The organism is Rhizobium sp. 9140 (assembly GCF_900067135.1).
Taxonomy (GTDB): domain Bacteria; phylum Pseudomonadota; class Alphaproteobacteria; order Rhizobiales; family Rhizobiaceae; genus Ferranicluibacter.
Genome location: NZ_FJUR01000005.1, coordinates 98,594 through 111,905 on the forward strand (window position 1 = coordinate 98,594; position 13,312 = coordinate 111,905).

Genomic DNA, 13,312 nt, shown 5'->3' on the forward strand with positions numbered 1-13,312 from the left:
AGAGAATGTTTAACAGAAGACAGATGCTCGGTGCTGGCGCGGCTCTCGTTTCGACCGCTGCATGGGCAAAAACCTCAAACATGGGGCTGCCGGAGGCGGCGCTCATGGAAACCGCCGAAACACAGACGCCAGTCAGACCGTCGTCAGGACCCAACTATACACCGGTCGTGACGCTGAATGGATGGACCCTGCCACACCGAATGAACAACGGTGTCAAGGAATTCCACCTTGTCGCCGAACCGGTGGAGCGCGAAATGGCCGAAGGCATGACTGCCCATCTCTGGGGCTACAACGGTCAATCTCCGGGCCCGACCATCGAAGCCGTCGAAGGCGATCGCGTTCGCATCTTCGTCACCAACAAACTACCAGAACATACGACCGTCCACTGGCACGGCATGATACTGCCATCAGGTATGGACGGCGTCGGCGGCCTGTCGCAACCGCATATTCCCGTCGGCAAGACCTTCGTCTACGAGTTCGACCTCGTGAAGTCGGGGACCTTTATGTACCACCCGCATTCGGACGAGATGGTCCAGATGGCCATGGGCATGATGGGGTTTTTCGTCATTCATCCCAAGGACGAGAAGTTCATGCCAGTGGACAGAGACTTCGTGTTCCTGCTCAGCGCCTATGACATCGATCCCGGAACTTACGTTCCGCGCATCATGGAAATGACGGACTTCAACCTCTGGGCCTGGAACAGCCGTATCTTCCCCGGGATCAGTCCACTCGTCGTTTCCAAGGACGACCGCGTGCGCGTCCGTGTTGGCAACCTGACCATGACCAATCATCCGATCCACATGCACGGTTACGACTTCGAGGTCACCTGTACGGATGGCGGATGGGTCAGGCCCGAAGCCCGCTGGCCAGAGGTCAGCATCGATATCCCCGTCGGCGCGATGCGTGCCTACGAGTTCGACGCAAAATACCTCGGTGACTGGGCAATCCATTGCCACAAGTCGCACCACACGATGAATGCCATGGGACATGATGTCCCGACATTTATTGGTGTCGATAAAAAAACCGTCACGGAGAAAATCAGGAAAATCCGCCCGGAATACATGCCCATGGGTACAGCCGGCATGGCCGATATGGGCGAGATGGAGATGGAGATTCCGGAGAACACCGTCCCGATGATGACGGGATGGGGGAAGCACGGTCCCATCGAGATGGGCGGAATGTTCTCCGTCGTCAAGGTCCGCGAGGGTATCGCGGCCGACGATTACACCGATCCCGGCTGGTACGAAAACCCACCCGGTACGCAGGCTTGGGAGTGGAGCGGCGAACTGCCCGATACGACCAAGGCCAAGGACGCAAAAACCCAGATCACGCCAAAACCAGTGAAACACGGCTGATCTTCTCTCCCAACGAACCAAAGGACAATATTATGAAAACTGCAATGATCGCACTGTTTCTGGCGGCGCTCGCAACTCCCGCTCTCGCCTCCGGCACCCACGAAGGTGGGCATGACGGGGCTATGGCCGTCGGAGAACCCGGCAAAAAGGCGCAGGCCACACAGACCATCCGAGTCTCCATGAAGGAGACGGACGACGGCAAGATGATCTTCACGCCCAACACCTTCAAAGTCCGCAAGGGCCAGACGGTCGTGTTCGCCATCAAAAATGCGGGCGAACTGGATCACGAGTTTGTCCTCGACCAAGAAGACAAGGTCATGGAGCACAAGGCCGTCATGGAGAAATTCCCGGAAATGGAACACGACGATCCAAACGCGATCCGCCTGGCTGCCGGAAAGTCCGGCGAGATCATCTGGAAGTTCACCAACGACGGCACTTTCAAAATCGCCTGCCTGGTACCCGGTCACTATGACGCCGGAATGCACGGCGACGTGACCGTGGCCAAGAAGTAATTCCACGCAAGGAGACATAACATGAAATCCATCATAAAATTCGCCTCGACAGCCCTTTTCGCGGTAGCCATTTCTTCCGCCGCTTTCGCGGCGGAATTTACCAAGGGCACGGTCAAGAAAGTCGATGCCAAGGCAAAGAAGGTCACTCTCATCCACGAGGAACTCAAGGACCTCGAAATGCCGGCCATGACCATGGTGTTCCGCGTTAAGGACGACGCAATGCTCGGGAAGCTCAAGGAAGGCGCGAATATTGAATTCGTGGCCGAGCGCCTCGAGGGCAAGCTGACCGTCACGGAAATCAAGTAAAGCGATCGGGCCGAGCCTTTCAAACGCTCGGCCCGTCCGACCTCATTCTCCGGATCGAAAATTCTCGATCATGCTGGCTTGGATCATGGATCAAAAATCATCGCCGTTCGGCAACAGTGCAGCCACGCGGGAAATAAGGTCAGCTTCGCTGCGGTTCGTGGTGCTTTCGATCCTATTCGCCAACCTCGTGTTCGGTGACGGCCTCGCGAGCTTTACCACCCATGTCATCGTCAATTCGGTGTATCTGATCGTCAGCGTGGCATCTGTCGCGGCAGCTATCTATTTCCCCAAACAAATGCACCTCGGTCCGCTTTTCGTGATGCTCGATGCCGCCTTGGTTGTGGTCATTCTCTATGAACACATTCTGGCGAACCCAATTACCTGTCAACGGCGGAGTAAAATCCTGCCACGCGGCGGCGCAAAAGTCGGCCACTTGTGGCGCGCGCATGAGACCGCCGGGAGGGCTTAGGCCCGAGCGGGGGTCTCATGCGCGCGTTGCGATTTTCGAAGGGCGTCAGCCGGCCTTTCGGGCGCGGCTTTGGGCGAGACGATAGCTGTCGCCGTTCATCTCGAGGATGCTGACGTGATGGGTGATGCGGTCGAGCAAAGCGCCGGTCAGGCGCTCGGACCCCAAGGTTTCCGTCCATTCGTCAAAAGGAAGGTTGCTGGTGATCAGGGTCGCGCCTCGCTCGTATCGTTGCGAGATCAGCTCGAACAGCAATTCCGCGCCGGTCTTTGACAGCGGCACGAAGCCCAGTTCATCGATGATCAACAGCTGGTAGGCGGCCATCTGCTTCTGGAACCGGATGAGACGCCGCTCGTCGCGCGCCTCCATCATCTCGCTGACCAGTGCGGCCGCTGTCGTGAACCCAACGGACAGGCCCTTCTGGCAGGCGGCCAGGCCGAGGCCGAGCGCCACATGGGTCTTGCCCGTGCCGCTGGGGCCGAGAGCGATAACGTTCTCCCTGCGCTCGATCCATTCGCAGCGCGCCAGTTCCAGCACCTGCATCCTGTTCAGCTTTGGGATGGCGGCGAAGTCGAAACTGTCGAGGCTTTTGACGACCGGGAACCTGGCCGCCTTGATGCGACGCTCGACCTTGCGACGGTCCCGTTCGATCATCTCCCGCTCGGCAAGCCGGGTGAGGTATCCGACATGATCGACGCCTTCGGTGGCGCACAGCCGGGCCAGCTTCTGGTACTCGCGCTGGAAACTCGGCAGCTTCAGGGTTTTGAGATAATGGGTGAGAAGGATCTCGGGTGCTTGGGTGTTCATGCGACTTCTCCCGCATCCGACGACAGGAGACGCATATACGCCTTCGCCGATGTCGTCTCGACCGTCGCCCTCGGCAAATACGGGTAGATGGACAGGTCCAGTCTGGGCGGCCGGCGTTCCACCCGGCACAGGATCAGATGCTTGACGGCGTCAAAGCCAATGGCGCCAAGCTGGATCGCCTGCTTCACCGCCGCATGCAGATCGGCGAGTTCGAAGCTCTCCAGCAGGCGGAGGACCTGCACGTACTCACGCCGGCCGTGTTTGGCCATGCGGCCTTCCATCAACCGGCGCAGCGTAGCGAACTCTTGCGGCAAGTCCCAGCCCTGGAGGGGCGCTGCCTGATCCAGCGAATTGATCTTCTGCTCGATCAGCGGCAGGTAATGGACAGGATCGAAGACGACGTCTTCCCGTTCCCAGCACCGAGGATGGCGGGCGATGATCTCGCCACGGCCACCAATGACCACTTCGTTGACATAGCCGCGCACCCACACATCCTGATGGCCATAGGCGACCGGGACGGAATAGTCGTTGGTCTTGTAGCGCACCAGCGACTGCGCCGTCACCTTGGCACTTGCCTGGTCGCAGGCATCAAATGGCGAGGCTGGCAAGGCGCGCATGGCAGCCAGATCGCGCCGCAAGCGCTCGCCGATCGTCTCGCTCTCGCCGCGCAGCCTGTCGCGCTGGCGCTTCCGGCACTGCTCCTCCAGAAAGGTGTTGAACGCCTCCCATGTCGCAAACTGCGGGATCGGTACCATGAAGTTGCGCCGGGCATAGCCGACGAGACCCTCGACGTTCCCCTTGTCGTTGCCCTTGCCGGGACGGCCATAGCGATCCCGGATAAGGTAGTGGGACAGGAAGCCGCTGAACAACGTCGCGCGCTTGCGGGTGCCGTCAGGCAAAATCTTCGCCACCAGGCAACGGTCGTTGTCGTAGACGATCGATTGCGGCACGGCGCCGAAGAAAGCGAACGCATGGACATGGCCATCGACCCAGGCCTCGGCCACTGCCGCCGGATAGGCCCGCACGTAGCAGCCGTCGCTGTGCGGAAGGTCGAGCACGAAGAAATGCGCCTTCTGCTCGACACCGCCGATGACCACCATCGCCTCACCGAAATCGGCCTGCGCATGGCCGGGCGGATGCGACAGCGGCACGAACACTTCCTGGCGGCGCTGATCCCGCTCGCGCATGTAATCCTTGATGATCGTATAGCCGCCAGTGAACCCGCATTCGTCTCGAAGCCGGTCAAACACCCGCTTGGCCGTATGGCGCTGCTTGCGCGGCACTTGTCTGTCTTCGTCCAGCCAGTGATCGATCGTCGAGACAAACGCATCCAGCTTGGGCCGCCGGATCGGTGATTGTCGCTGATAGCCAGGTGGCGTCGAATAGGACAGCATCTTGGAAACGCTGTCGCGCGATATGTTGAAATGCTTTGCAGCCTGACGCCGGCTCATGCCTTCCGAGCAAGCCAGTCGAACCTTCAGATATAATTCCACGGTATAGATCCCCAGGCCCTCCTGCGCTCATTGCAGAAGAGAAATAGGTGGCCGACTTTTACGCCGCCCGAAGCGGGACAATCCCGCCGCTACCGTGGTCTAATTTTGCACCGCCGCTCTCACAATTACCCAAGATCATAACCTCACGACATCGAGCCTGGTCGTGTCATTCATTCTTCTGAACCACGTAGCCCTGAAGCTCGATCGCTGGTTGATCATCGTGTTTTCGACGATCGTGGTGTCGGCATGGGTCCTTATGCTTGCCATCATGGCGTTCCGTCATCACGACAGCTCGCCCGGAACACTATTGGCCAACTTCTTCAACCAGGACCTCGGCCTTACGGTGAGTTTCGCGTTTACCGCGATGGCGGTATATCTGCTGGCGCGCGATCACGACCGCACTGTCAGGCAGGCCTTGAGAATCGAGGAAAAGCGCATGAACCTGTCACGCTTCTTCTCGCCGACGGTCGTCGCCGATCTTCAGACTGCAAGTGCCAGCCTTGACCTCGAGCGGCGGGACGCGGCGATCATGTTTGTCGATATCCGGGACTTCACGTCCTATGCGGAAACCGCTTCCTCACGCGAGCTCGCCTGCGTCCTCGGTGAGTATCGACACATCGTCGCCGGCACTGTGTTCGCCTATGGCGGAACCGTTGACAAGTTCATCGGCGATGGGGTGATGGCTGTGTTTGGGCAGCCGAAGCCAAAGTCGGACGACGCGCGGCGGGCATTGGCCTGCGCGTTGGCTTTGACCGAGGCGCTCGAAGAATGGGGCGGTAAGAAAATCGAGAAGGGCGGCCCCCGTTTGTATGCGGGTATCGGCTTGCACTACGGTACGGTTCTCGGCGGCGTACTTGAAAGCGGTTTCCATGACGAGTTCACCGTGATCGGTGACGCCGTCAATGTCGCCCAACGCCTGGAGTCCTTGGCAAGCCTTTTAAAGTCGCCACTCGTGGTGTCGAACCGCATGATAGAGGAAGTCCCGGACATGTTCGCTGCCAATGAATGGGTGTACACGAACGGCATAAAAATTCCCGGCAGGAAAGCTTCGCTCGATATCGCCTACATTCGTCGCGCTGCCAATCGCGCATCTACTGCCCACTATGAGACCGGTGACATGCAGACCGATTTCCAAAGGTCTTCTTTCCAGTCGCTTCCAGCGACACCGCTGGTTGGTACGTAAACCGCGCCTCCGACGAAGACCTTGCCGGGGCTATCACATTTCACGCGGACGTCGTGGGTTCCCTGGTCGGTGTATTTGATCGAACCCGCGCTATCGAATTCCGTCAGGCCGATGGTCAAATCGAAGTCGTAGTCCTGGACGGGTGATGTCTGCAGCGATGTTACTGTCAGATTGACGGTAACGTCGCCCTGGAAATGCGAAACGTGAAATGGCGGCCGTTCTGCGGCCTGTGCCGCAAACACGGATGAGATAACTGCGGCAGGAAGTAGGAAGATCGCACGGCTCCACATTGACCCCTCCCAAGGCAAGCGAAGAAAACAGTATAACACCAATCAACGAGGCGACGTTATTTATAGCACATGTGCGAGCGGCGGTCGAAGATTTGCTATGCGCCGCAATTCGTCCGTCAGTTTGGATGTGACGAACGTCCACAGCTAGCCCATGGTTGATTTCAACAATCGCGTGCCTCGGTACTCACCTCCAAAATCATTAAAGGTCAGGTCGGTATTGTGCTTGCCAACGATTAATCTTGCCATGCAGTCGCCAAATTGGGGGCTTCGCGACCGAAAACAAAGCAAACCAGATGCTCGACGAGCCCCTGTTTTTAGTCAGCATCAATAAGTCCGGCATGTCATAACACCAGAACCGGGGCAAAGCCGCCGCCCGGCGTCCTGAAATTGGTAGTCTGGCCCTGGTAAAGCCGAGCGGCCGAGAGCAGCATCTTGCCATCGTAAGTATAGAGCCGCACGTCCATCTTGCGCGATGCGGGTGCTCCATCGATCTCGATCATGCGGTGCCCGGGTGCGGCAAAGGCTTGAGCCACGTAGCCACCTCGGGCGATCTCGGCCCACACCCCTTTCGTCACCTTGTCGCCGCGGTAGACGGCCTTGCTGCCATGGCCCGAGAATGGCTTGAAGAACATGTCCTTTCGAGACCGCCAAAGAAAGTCCGCATTGTCGGGCGTGACCAGAACGGTCCGCGGAACACCGGCAAGACGCAAGCGCATATCTGCAGACAGCCCAACGGCTTCCAGCGCGGCCGGATCGGACAACAGTGTCAGATTGCGCTTGGCCGCAAGAAGCGCATAGTTATACGGACTGGGCGTAACCACCACCGAGCCGTCTCGATACGCCGCGCTGAGTGCTGCATGCTGCGGGCGGTCCAGCGCAAAATCGACCAGGCGATTATAGACGAGGTCGATCTCTTGGCCGGCGAGCCGGAGCCTGCCGCCATCATAGTGCAGTTCGCTCGCGTCGCCAATCACGGCGTCGATACCGTGCTTCAGCAACAATTGTCTGGCAAGCACGAATTCAGGATAGAGATATTGCTCCTCAGGCCGATCATCGACGATAGCGATTCTTCGTGGCGAACCGGCGCCGCGCTGGCGGCGCCATTCGTCACCGAACATGGCAACAACCCTGGTTTCGAAATCATCGTCTCTGGCGACTAGAAGCCCCTGTTCGAGTTCGGCGCAGCAGGCCTTCTGAGCTTTGGCCAGCAGCGCATTGAGAAACGCACCGCCGGCATTGGTGTTCACTTCGATCAGCTTGGGACCATCACTATCGAGATGGAAATCGTAACCCATTAGCGCGCCAGCGGGGCCGAAATCCTGTTGCGAGATTTCGGGGGCCCAGGCGAGGACGGTGTCGCGGTAGCCCGGCAATTTTGTCGCTGCCTCAATGGCATCCACAATCCCGCCCATCTCTGCTATGGCGGACCTGGAGAGGAAGACCGGGACATTGGAAAACAGATGCGACCGTGACTTGATGAAAGCTTCATAGAAGCCGGTGTCGGCGGCCTCGTGATCCAGCGCCGCCCCAAGTGCGGCGCGGTCGAGGGTAATGCAGAAGCAATTCCGGTTAAACCGTTCTGTCGCGGAATGGCTGGCCTCTGCCAGACCGGGATCCTTGACGTTCATGTCTCGTCCTCGCCTGCTGTTGGCCATTCTCCTGAAGAAGAGCGGTGGCAACTTGTTGCATTAACTGCTTGTTGTCGAGACTCCGTGTCATCCAGCCGCGTGATGATACTCGTGAAATATTCCGAGCTTTACCGTTCAGAATGTCAAAACAGAGATACAATCAGGCTCCAAACATTGCTTAGCTACTTACGTCGCTCCACGTGTTCTGACTTTGATTTGGATCAAAGTGGTTATCGTGATATGCCTTATACTATAAAAATGGAACACACGCTGACCCACCTTCGCTTCCTGCTCGCCGCGATCGTCCTGATCGCAGGCAGCCTGATGGTCAGCAGTTCACCTGGTCTTTCCGGAGAAGCTTCCGGTATCGCTGTCAACTTCGGTGTTGCCGGTGACAGTACAGCGCACCGTGCCAGCGGTTCACACCAAGTGACAAACCGCGTTGCCGCAACGAACCAGGACAGCCAGCAAAACGGTTGCAGGCAAGAATGCAGCATGAATTGCGTGCCCTCGGCCGGATCAAGTTGTTGCGCTACGGCCGTTTCCTCTGCCAGGGGATGCAAGACTCTCGATCGGGAGGCAATCGCCGCATACGGCATCGTGGATGCCGAGCTCTTGGCAGCAGGCGTCGATCCCGAGGCTCTTCTACGACCTCCACAAACTCCCTCCACAAACTTCGCCTGAAGCTGCGGTATCGTGGTTCTCGGATCTGTTTGGCTGACAGAACCAGTAGGCTCGTCATTCCACCAATGATCCGCGAAGCGGCGCCTGGTTCGGCGAAGCGAGTTGCTCGCATACCGATCACCGGATGTGCGAACGGCCCGAATTACGGGCCAAATAAGTGGAGAAGTCCCAATGAATAAGCTCATTACACTGTCCGTCGGCATCGCAATGGGCATTACGCTCGCTCTTCTGAGCATGTTGTGTGCTCTGACTTTCGCGCTCTGGCCGAACGCTACACTCGATTTCTTCAGCGCGTTCACCCACGGGCTTGATCTTGGCGCGATCAAATCAACTGCGCCGATGAGCGCTGGTCGTGTTCTCTACGGCGTTGTCGGCCTTGGACTCGTCGGCTTCGTCGCGGGTGTGGTGTACGCCTCGATCTACAATGCCGTCGCCAGCGCAGCCGCCGGGAAGCAGCGCCCGTCAAGTTGAGGATCGCTTATGATACCTGCAGGCAATTCATGGACGTTTTCGTCGGCATTTTTCGCTGTGGCTGGCGTGATAATCGCCAGGCCCCCGCGCACCAATCTCTATCAACTGTCCAGTGGAAGGAGCCCAATCCATGGACCCGCATACACAACATCCGGCTGATCACCCGGCCGGGCATGAACCGGAGCGCGAACTTGAGCCAAGGCCGCATGGGTTTTTGACTTCGAAGGCGGGGTTGGTCACGATTGCGTTCCTGCTGATCGCCGCGTTTTTCCTTCTCTCTGAGCACCGGGTGCATGCCCTCGGTTTCCTTCCCTTCCTGCTGCTGTTGGCCTGTCCTCTGCTGCACATGTTCATGCATGGCGGCCACAGGGGGCACGGCGGTCACGGAGGACATAGCCATCAGAACAAGCCTGAGCCGAGCGCGCGAAACGGTCCGACACGCGGAAGAGGAGCGTGACCATGGTCGAGCAATCTCAAGCCTATGGCCTCTGGGGCCTGGTCATCGTCAATTCGGCGGTTTTCATCGTGTTCGCCTTCAGCTTCTTCAAGCCGCGAACAGGCCGTGACTGGCGCTCCTTCGGTGCGTTCAGCGCCTTCTTGGTGGCGCTGTTCGCGGAGATGTATGGTTTTCCGCTGACGATCTATCTGCTTTCAGGTTGGCTTCAATCGCGGTTCCCCGGAATCGACTGGTTGTCGCATGATGCTGGTCATCTCCTGGAGATGATGTTCGGATGGCGGCTGAATCCGCATTTCGGCCCGTTCCACATTGCTAGTTTCATCCTGATTGGTGGCGGATTCGTGCTGATCTCGGCCGCATGGCGAATTCTCTACGAAGCACAGCGTCAAGGCCGCCTCGCGACTGGCGGCCCGTACGACTATGTCCGCCACCCGCAATACGTCGGCTTCGTTCTGGTCATGCTGGGCTTCCTGGTCCAGTGGCCGACATTGCTGACCCTTGCGATGCTCCCGATCCTGGTAGCGATGTATGTGCGGCTTTCCTTCGTGGAAGAGCACGAGGCAAGAAAGGAGTACGGCGAAGCATACGACCGCTACGCCGCCCGGGTGCCAGCCTTCTTCCCGCACTTGAATAGGCTGTTCGGTGCTTCCGACAGACCCAGCACACATTGATCACCCTCTGCCAGGTCGAATGTTGGCCTTGTTGTCCTAAATGAAACCCTGAGTTCCGAGATTTCCGGAGCTCGAAACTGAAGGAGGCGATGATGAAGCGCCGAGATTTCCTTAAAAGCGCATTTACTGGCGCCGCAGTTCTTGCGGCGCCAGCGTTCTCGCCAAGGCCGACCTTCGCTGGTCAGTCGGGCGACCAAATGCGGCTTGGTATTATCCACCGCACGATCGAGGTGAACGGCAAGGCTGCCAGCGTCTTCGGCCTCCAACGGGCAGACGGCACGCCGGGCCTCCGGTTGCGGGCGGGTGATGCCTTCAATGTCCTGCTCCGCAATGAGACTGCCGAGTCAACGATCATGCATTGGCACGGGCTGACGCCGCCCTGGGCGAGCGACGGCGTGCCGGACGCGCCGCTCCCGCTCATCGCCGCCGGAGCCCAACGTGGCTATAACTTTCCGGTCGGCAAGCCGGGCACCCATTGGATGCATGCCCACACTCTGCAGGAGCAATCTCTTCTTGCCGCCCCGCTGATCGTCGCCGATCCAGCCGATGATGAAAGGGATGTGTCAACGGCGGAGTAAAATCCTGCCACGCGGCGGCGCAAAAGTCGGCCACTTGTGGCGCGCGCATGAGACCGCCGGGAGGGCTTAGGCCCGAGCGGGGGTCTCATGCGCGCGTTGCGATTTTCGAAGGGCGTCAGCCGGCCTTTCGGGCGCGGCTTTGGGCGAGACGATAGCTGTCGCCGTTCATCTCGAGGATGCTGACGTGATGGGTGATGCGGTCGAGCAAAGCGCCGGTCAGGCGCTCGGACCCCAAGGTTTCCGTCCATTCGTCAAAAGGAAGGTTGCTGGTGATCAGGGTCGCGCCTCGCTCGTATCGTTGCGAGATCAGCTCGAACAGCAATTCCGCGCCGGTCTTTGACAGCGGCACGAAGCCCAGTTCATCGATGATCAACAGCTGGTAGGCGGCCATCTGCTTCTGGAACCGGATGAGACGCCGCTCGTCGCGCGCCTCCATCATCTCGCTGACCAGTGCGGCCGCTGTCGTGAACCCAACGGACAGGCCCTTCTGGCAGGCGGCCAGGCCGAGGCCGAGCGCCACATGGGTCTTGCCCGTGCCGCTGGGGCCGAGAGCGATAACGTTCTCCCTGCGCTCGATCCATTCGCAGCGCGCCAGTTCCAGCACCTGCATCCTGTTCAGCTTTGGGATGGCGGCGAAGTCGAAACTGTCGAGGCTTTTGACGACCGGGAACCTGGCCGCCTTGATGCGACGCTCGACCTTGCGACGGTCCCGTTCGATCATCTCCCGCTCGGCAAGCCGGGTGAGGTATCCGACATGATCGACGCCTTCGGTGGCGCACAGCCGGGCCAGCTTCTGGTACTCGCGCTGGAAACTCGGCAGCTTCAGGGTTTTGAGATAATGGGTGAGAAGGATCTCGGGTGCTTGGGTGTTCATGCGACTTCTCCCGCATCCGACGACAGGAGACGCATATACGCCTTCGCCGATGTCGTCTCGACCGTCGCCCTCGGCAAATACGGGTAGATGGACAGGTCCAGTCTGGGCGGCCGGCGTTCCACCCGGCACAGGATCAGATGCTTGACGGCGTCAAAGCCAATGGCGCCAAGCTGGATCGCCTGCTTCACCGCCGCATGCAGATCGGCGAGTTCGAAGCTCTCCAGCAGGCGGAGGACCTGCACGTACTCACGCCGGCCGTGTTTGGCCATGCGGCCTTCCATCAACCGGCGCAGCGTAGCGAACTCTTGCGGCAAGTCCCAGCCCTGGAGGGGCGCTGCCTGATCCAGCGAATTGATCTTCTGCTCGATCAGCGGCAGGTAATGGACAGGATCGAAGACGACGTCTTCCCGTTCCCAGCACCGAGGATGGCGGGCGATGATCTCGCCACGGCCACCAATGACCACTTCGTTGACATAGCCGCGCACCCACACATCCTGATGGCCATAGGCGACCGGGACGGAATAGTCGTTGGTCTTGTAGCGCACCAGCGACTGCGCCGTCACCTTGGCACTTGCCTGGTCGCAGGCATCAAATGGCGAGGCTGGCAAGGCGCGCATGGCAGCCAGATCGCGCCGCAAGCGCTCGCCGATCGTCTCGCTCTCGCCGCGCAGCCTGTCGCGCTGGCGCTTCCGGCACTGCTCCTCCAGAAAGGTGTTGAACGCCTCCCATGTCGCAAACTGCGGGATCGGTACCATGAAGTTGCGCCGGGCATAGCCGACGAGACCCTCGACGTTCCCCTTGTCGTTGCCCTTGCCGGGACGGCCATAGCGATCCCGGATAAGGTAGTGGGACAGGAAGCCGCTGAACAACGTCGCGCGCTTGCGGGTGCCGTCAGGCAAAATCTTCGCCACCAGGCAACGGTCGTTGTCGTAGACGATCGATTGCGGCACGGCGCCGAAGAAAGCGAACGCATGGACATGGCCATCGACCCAGGCCTCGGCCACTGCCGCCGGATAGGCCCGCACGTAGCAGCCGTCGCTGTGCGGAAGGTCGAGCACGAAGAAATGCGCCTTCTGCTCGACACCGCCGATGACCACCATCGCCTCACCGAAATCGGCCTGCGCATGGCCGGGCGGATGCGACAGCGGCACGAACACTTCCTGGCGGCGCTGATCCCGCTCGCGCATGTAATCCTTGATGATCGTATAGCCGCCAGTGAACCCGCATTCGTCTCGAAGCCGGTCAAACACCCGCTTGGCCGTATGGCGCTGCTTGCGCGGCACTTGTCTGTCTTCGTCCAGCCAGTGATCGATCGTCGAGACAAACGCATCCAGCTTGGGCCGCCGGATCGGTGATTGTCGCTGATAGCCAGGTGGCGTCGAATAGGACAGCATCTTGGAAACGCTGTCGCGCGATATGTTGAAATGCTTTGCAGCCTGACGCCGGCTCATGCCTTCCGAGCAAGCCAGTCGAACCTTCAGATATAATTCCACGGTATAGATCCCCAGGCCCTCCTGCGCTCATTGCAGAAGAGAAA

At 59.3% G+C, this 13,312-nt stretch carries 15 protein-coding genes; 10 read left to right on the plus strand and 5 right to left on the minus strand.

The window, feature by feature from the left end; all coding sequences use genetic code 11:
• Positions 1-5 precede the first annotated feature (5 nt).
• From GA0004734_RS24300 to GA0004734_RS24315, 4 genes are all read left to right on the plus strand, one after another.
• The gene (locus GA0004734_RS24300) at positions 6-1,355 is read left to right on the plus strand and encodes a multicopper oxidase family protein (protein ID WP_092938598.1); all 1,350 of its coding nucleotides are present in this window, start codon (positions 6-8) and stop codon (positions 1,353-1,355) included.
• Positions 1,356-1,387: 32 nt separating this feature from the next.
• On the plus strand, positions 1,388-1,867 hold the full coding sequence (locus GA0004734_RS24305) for a cupredoxin domain-containing protein (RefSeq protein WP_092938600.1): 480 nt from the start codon (positions 1,388-1,390) through the stop codon (positions 1,865-1,867).
• A 21-nt stretch (positions 1,868-1,888) separates the two neighbouring features.
• Positions 1,889-2,173 carry a copper-binding protein gene (locus GA0004734_RS24310; RefSeq protein WP_092938602.1) on the plus strand — a complete coding sequence of 95 codons (285 nt, stop codon included), beginning with the start codon at positions 1,889-1,891 and terminating at the stop codon, positions 2,171-2,173.
• 70 nt (positions 2,174-2,243) lie between these two features.
• Positions 2,244-2,642: a hypothetical protein gene (locus tag GA0004734_RS24315; protein ID WP_175386684.1), complete on the plus strand. Its 399-nt coding sequence runs from the start codon at positions 2,244-2,246 to the stop codon at positions 2,640-2,642.
• A 45-nt stretch (positions 2,643-2,687) separates the two neighbouring features.
• Here GA0004734_RS24315 and istB (GA0004734_RS24320) read toward each other — a convergent pair whose 3' ends face one another.
• Entirely contained in the window at positions 2,688-3,446 is a 759-nt protein-coding gene (istB, locus tag GA0004734_RS24320) for an IS21-like element helper ATPase IstB (RefSeq protein WP_092930036.1), read from the minus strand.
• Positions 3,443-4,939, minus strand: coding sequence for an IS21 family transposase (gene istA, locus GA0004734_RS24325; protein ID WP_139056207.1), 1,497 nt, complete (start codon positions 4,937-4,939; stop codon positions 3,443-3,445). Before istA (GA0004734_RS24325) ends, istB (GA0004734_RS24320) begins: the two co-directional genes overlap by 4 nt.
• 124 nt (positions 4,940-5,063) lie before the next feature.
• Between istA (GA0004734_RS24325) and GA0004734_RS24330 the strand changes: the two genes are divergently transcribed.
• On the plus strand, positions 5,064-6,122 hold the full coding sequence (locus tag GA0004734_RS24330; RefSeq protein WP_092938604.1) for an adenylate/guanylate cyclase domain-containing protein: 1,059 nt from the start codon (positions 5,064-5,066) through the stop codon (positions 6,120-6,122).
• Positions 6,123-6,753: 631 nt separating this feature from the next.
• Here GA0004734_RS24330 and GA0004734_RS24340 read toward each other — a convergent pair.
• Entirely contained in the window at positions 6,754-8,040 is a 1,287-nt protein-coding gene (locus tag GA0004734_RS24340; RefSeq protein WP_092938608.1) for a hypothetical protein, read from the minus strand.
• Positions 8,041-8,124: 84 nt separating this feature from the next.
• Here GA0004734_RS24340 and GA0004734_RS24345 point away from each other — a divergent pair, with 84 nt between their 5' ends.
• The 5 genes from GA0004734_RS24345 (at position 8,125) to GA0004734_RS24365 (ending at position 10,901) form a co-directional block, all read left to right on the plus strand.
• Positions 8,125-8,724 carry a hypothetical protein gene (locus tag GA0004734_RS24345; RefSeq protein ID WP_245292636.1) on the plus strand — a complete coding sequence of 200 codons (600 nt, stop codon included), beginning with the start codon at positions 8,125-8,127 and terminating at the stop codon, positions 8,722-8,724.
• A 171-nt stretch (positions 8,725-8,895) separates the two neighbouring features.
• Positions 8,896-9,195 carry a DUF5676 family membrane protein gene (locus tag GA0004734_RS24350; protein WP_092938612.1) on the plus strand — a complete coding sequence of 100 codons (300 nt, stop codon included), beginning with the start codon at positions 8,896-8,898 and terminating at the stop codon, positions 9,193-9,195.
• A 130-nt stretch (positions 9,196-9,325) separates the two neighbouring features.
• On the plus strand, positions 9,326-9,652 hold the full coding sequence (locus tag GA0004734_RS24355) for a DUF2933 domain-containing protein (protein ID WP_092938613.1): 327 nt from the start codon (positions 9,326-9,328) through the stop codon (positions 9,650-9,652).
• A gap of 2 nt (positions 9,653-9,654) precedes the next feature.
• Positions 9,655-10,323, plus strand: coding sequence for a methyltransferase family protein (locus tag GA0004734_RS24360; RefSeq protein WP_092938615.1), 669 nt, complete (start codon positions 9,655-9,657; stop codon positions 10,321-10,323).
• An 89-nt stretch (positions 10,324-10,412) separates the two neighbouring features.
• Positions 10,413-10,901 carry a multicopper oxidase domain-containing protein gene (locus tag GA0004734_RS24365; protein ID WP_348626125.1) on the plus strand — a complete coding sequence of 163 codons (489 nt, stop codon included), beginning with the start codon at positions 10,413-10,415 and terminating at the stop codon, positions 10,899-10,901.
• 115 nt (positions 10,902-11,016) lie between these two features.
• Here GA0004734_RS24365 and istB (GA0004734_RS24370) read toward each other — a convergent pair whose 3' ends face one another.
• Both istB (GA0004734_RS24370) and istA (GA0004734_RS24375) read right to left on the minus strand, forming a co-directional pair.
• Positions 11,017-11,775 (minus strand): IS21-like element helper ATPase IstB, encoded by a 759-nt coding sequence (istB, locus tag GA0004734_RS24370; RefSeq protein ID WP_092930036.1) that lies wholly within the window; start codon positions 11,773-11,775, stop codon positions 11,017-11,019.
• Positions 11,772-13,268: an IS21 family transposase gene (gene istA, locus GA0004734_RS24375; protein WP_139056207.1), complete on the minus strand. Its 1,497-nt coding sequence runs from the start codon at positions 13,266-13,268 to the stop codon at positions 11,772-11,774. The genes istB (GA0004734_RS24370) and istA (GA0004734_RS24375) overlap by 4 nt, the downstream gene beginning before the upstream one ends.
• Positions 13,269-13,312 lie beyond the last annotated feature (44 nt).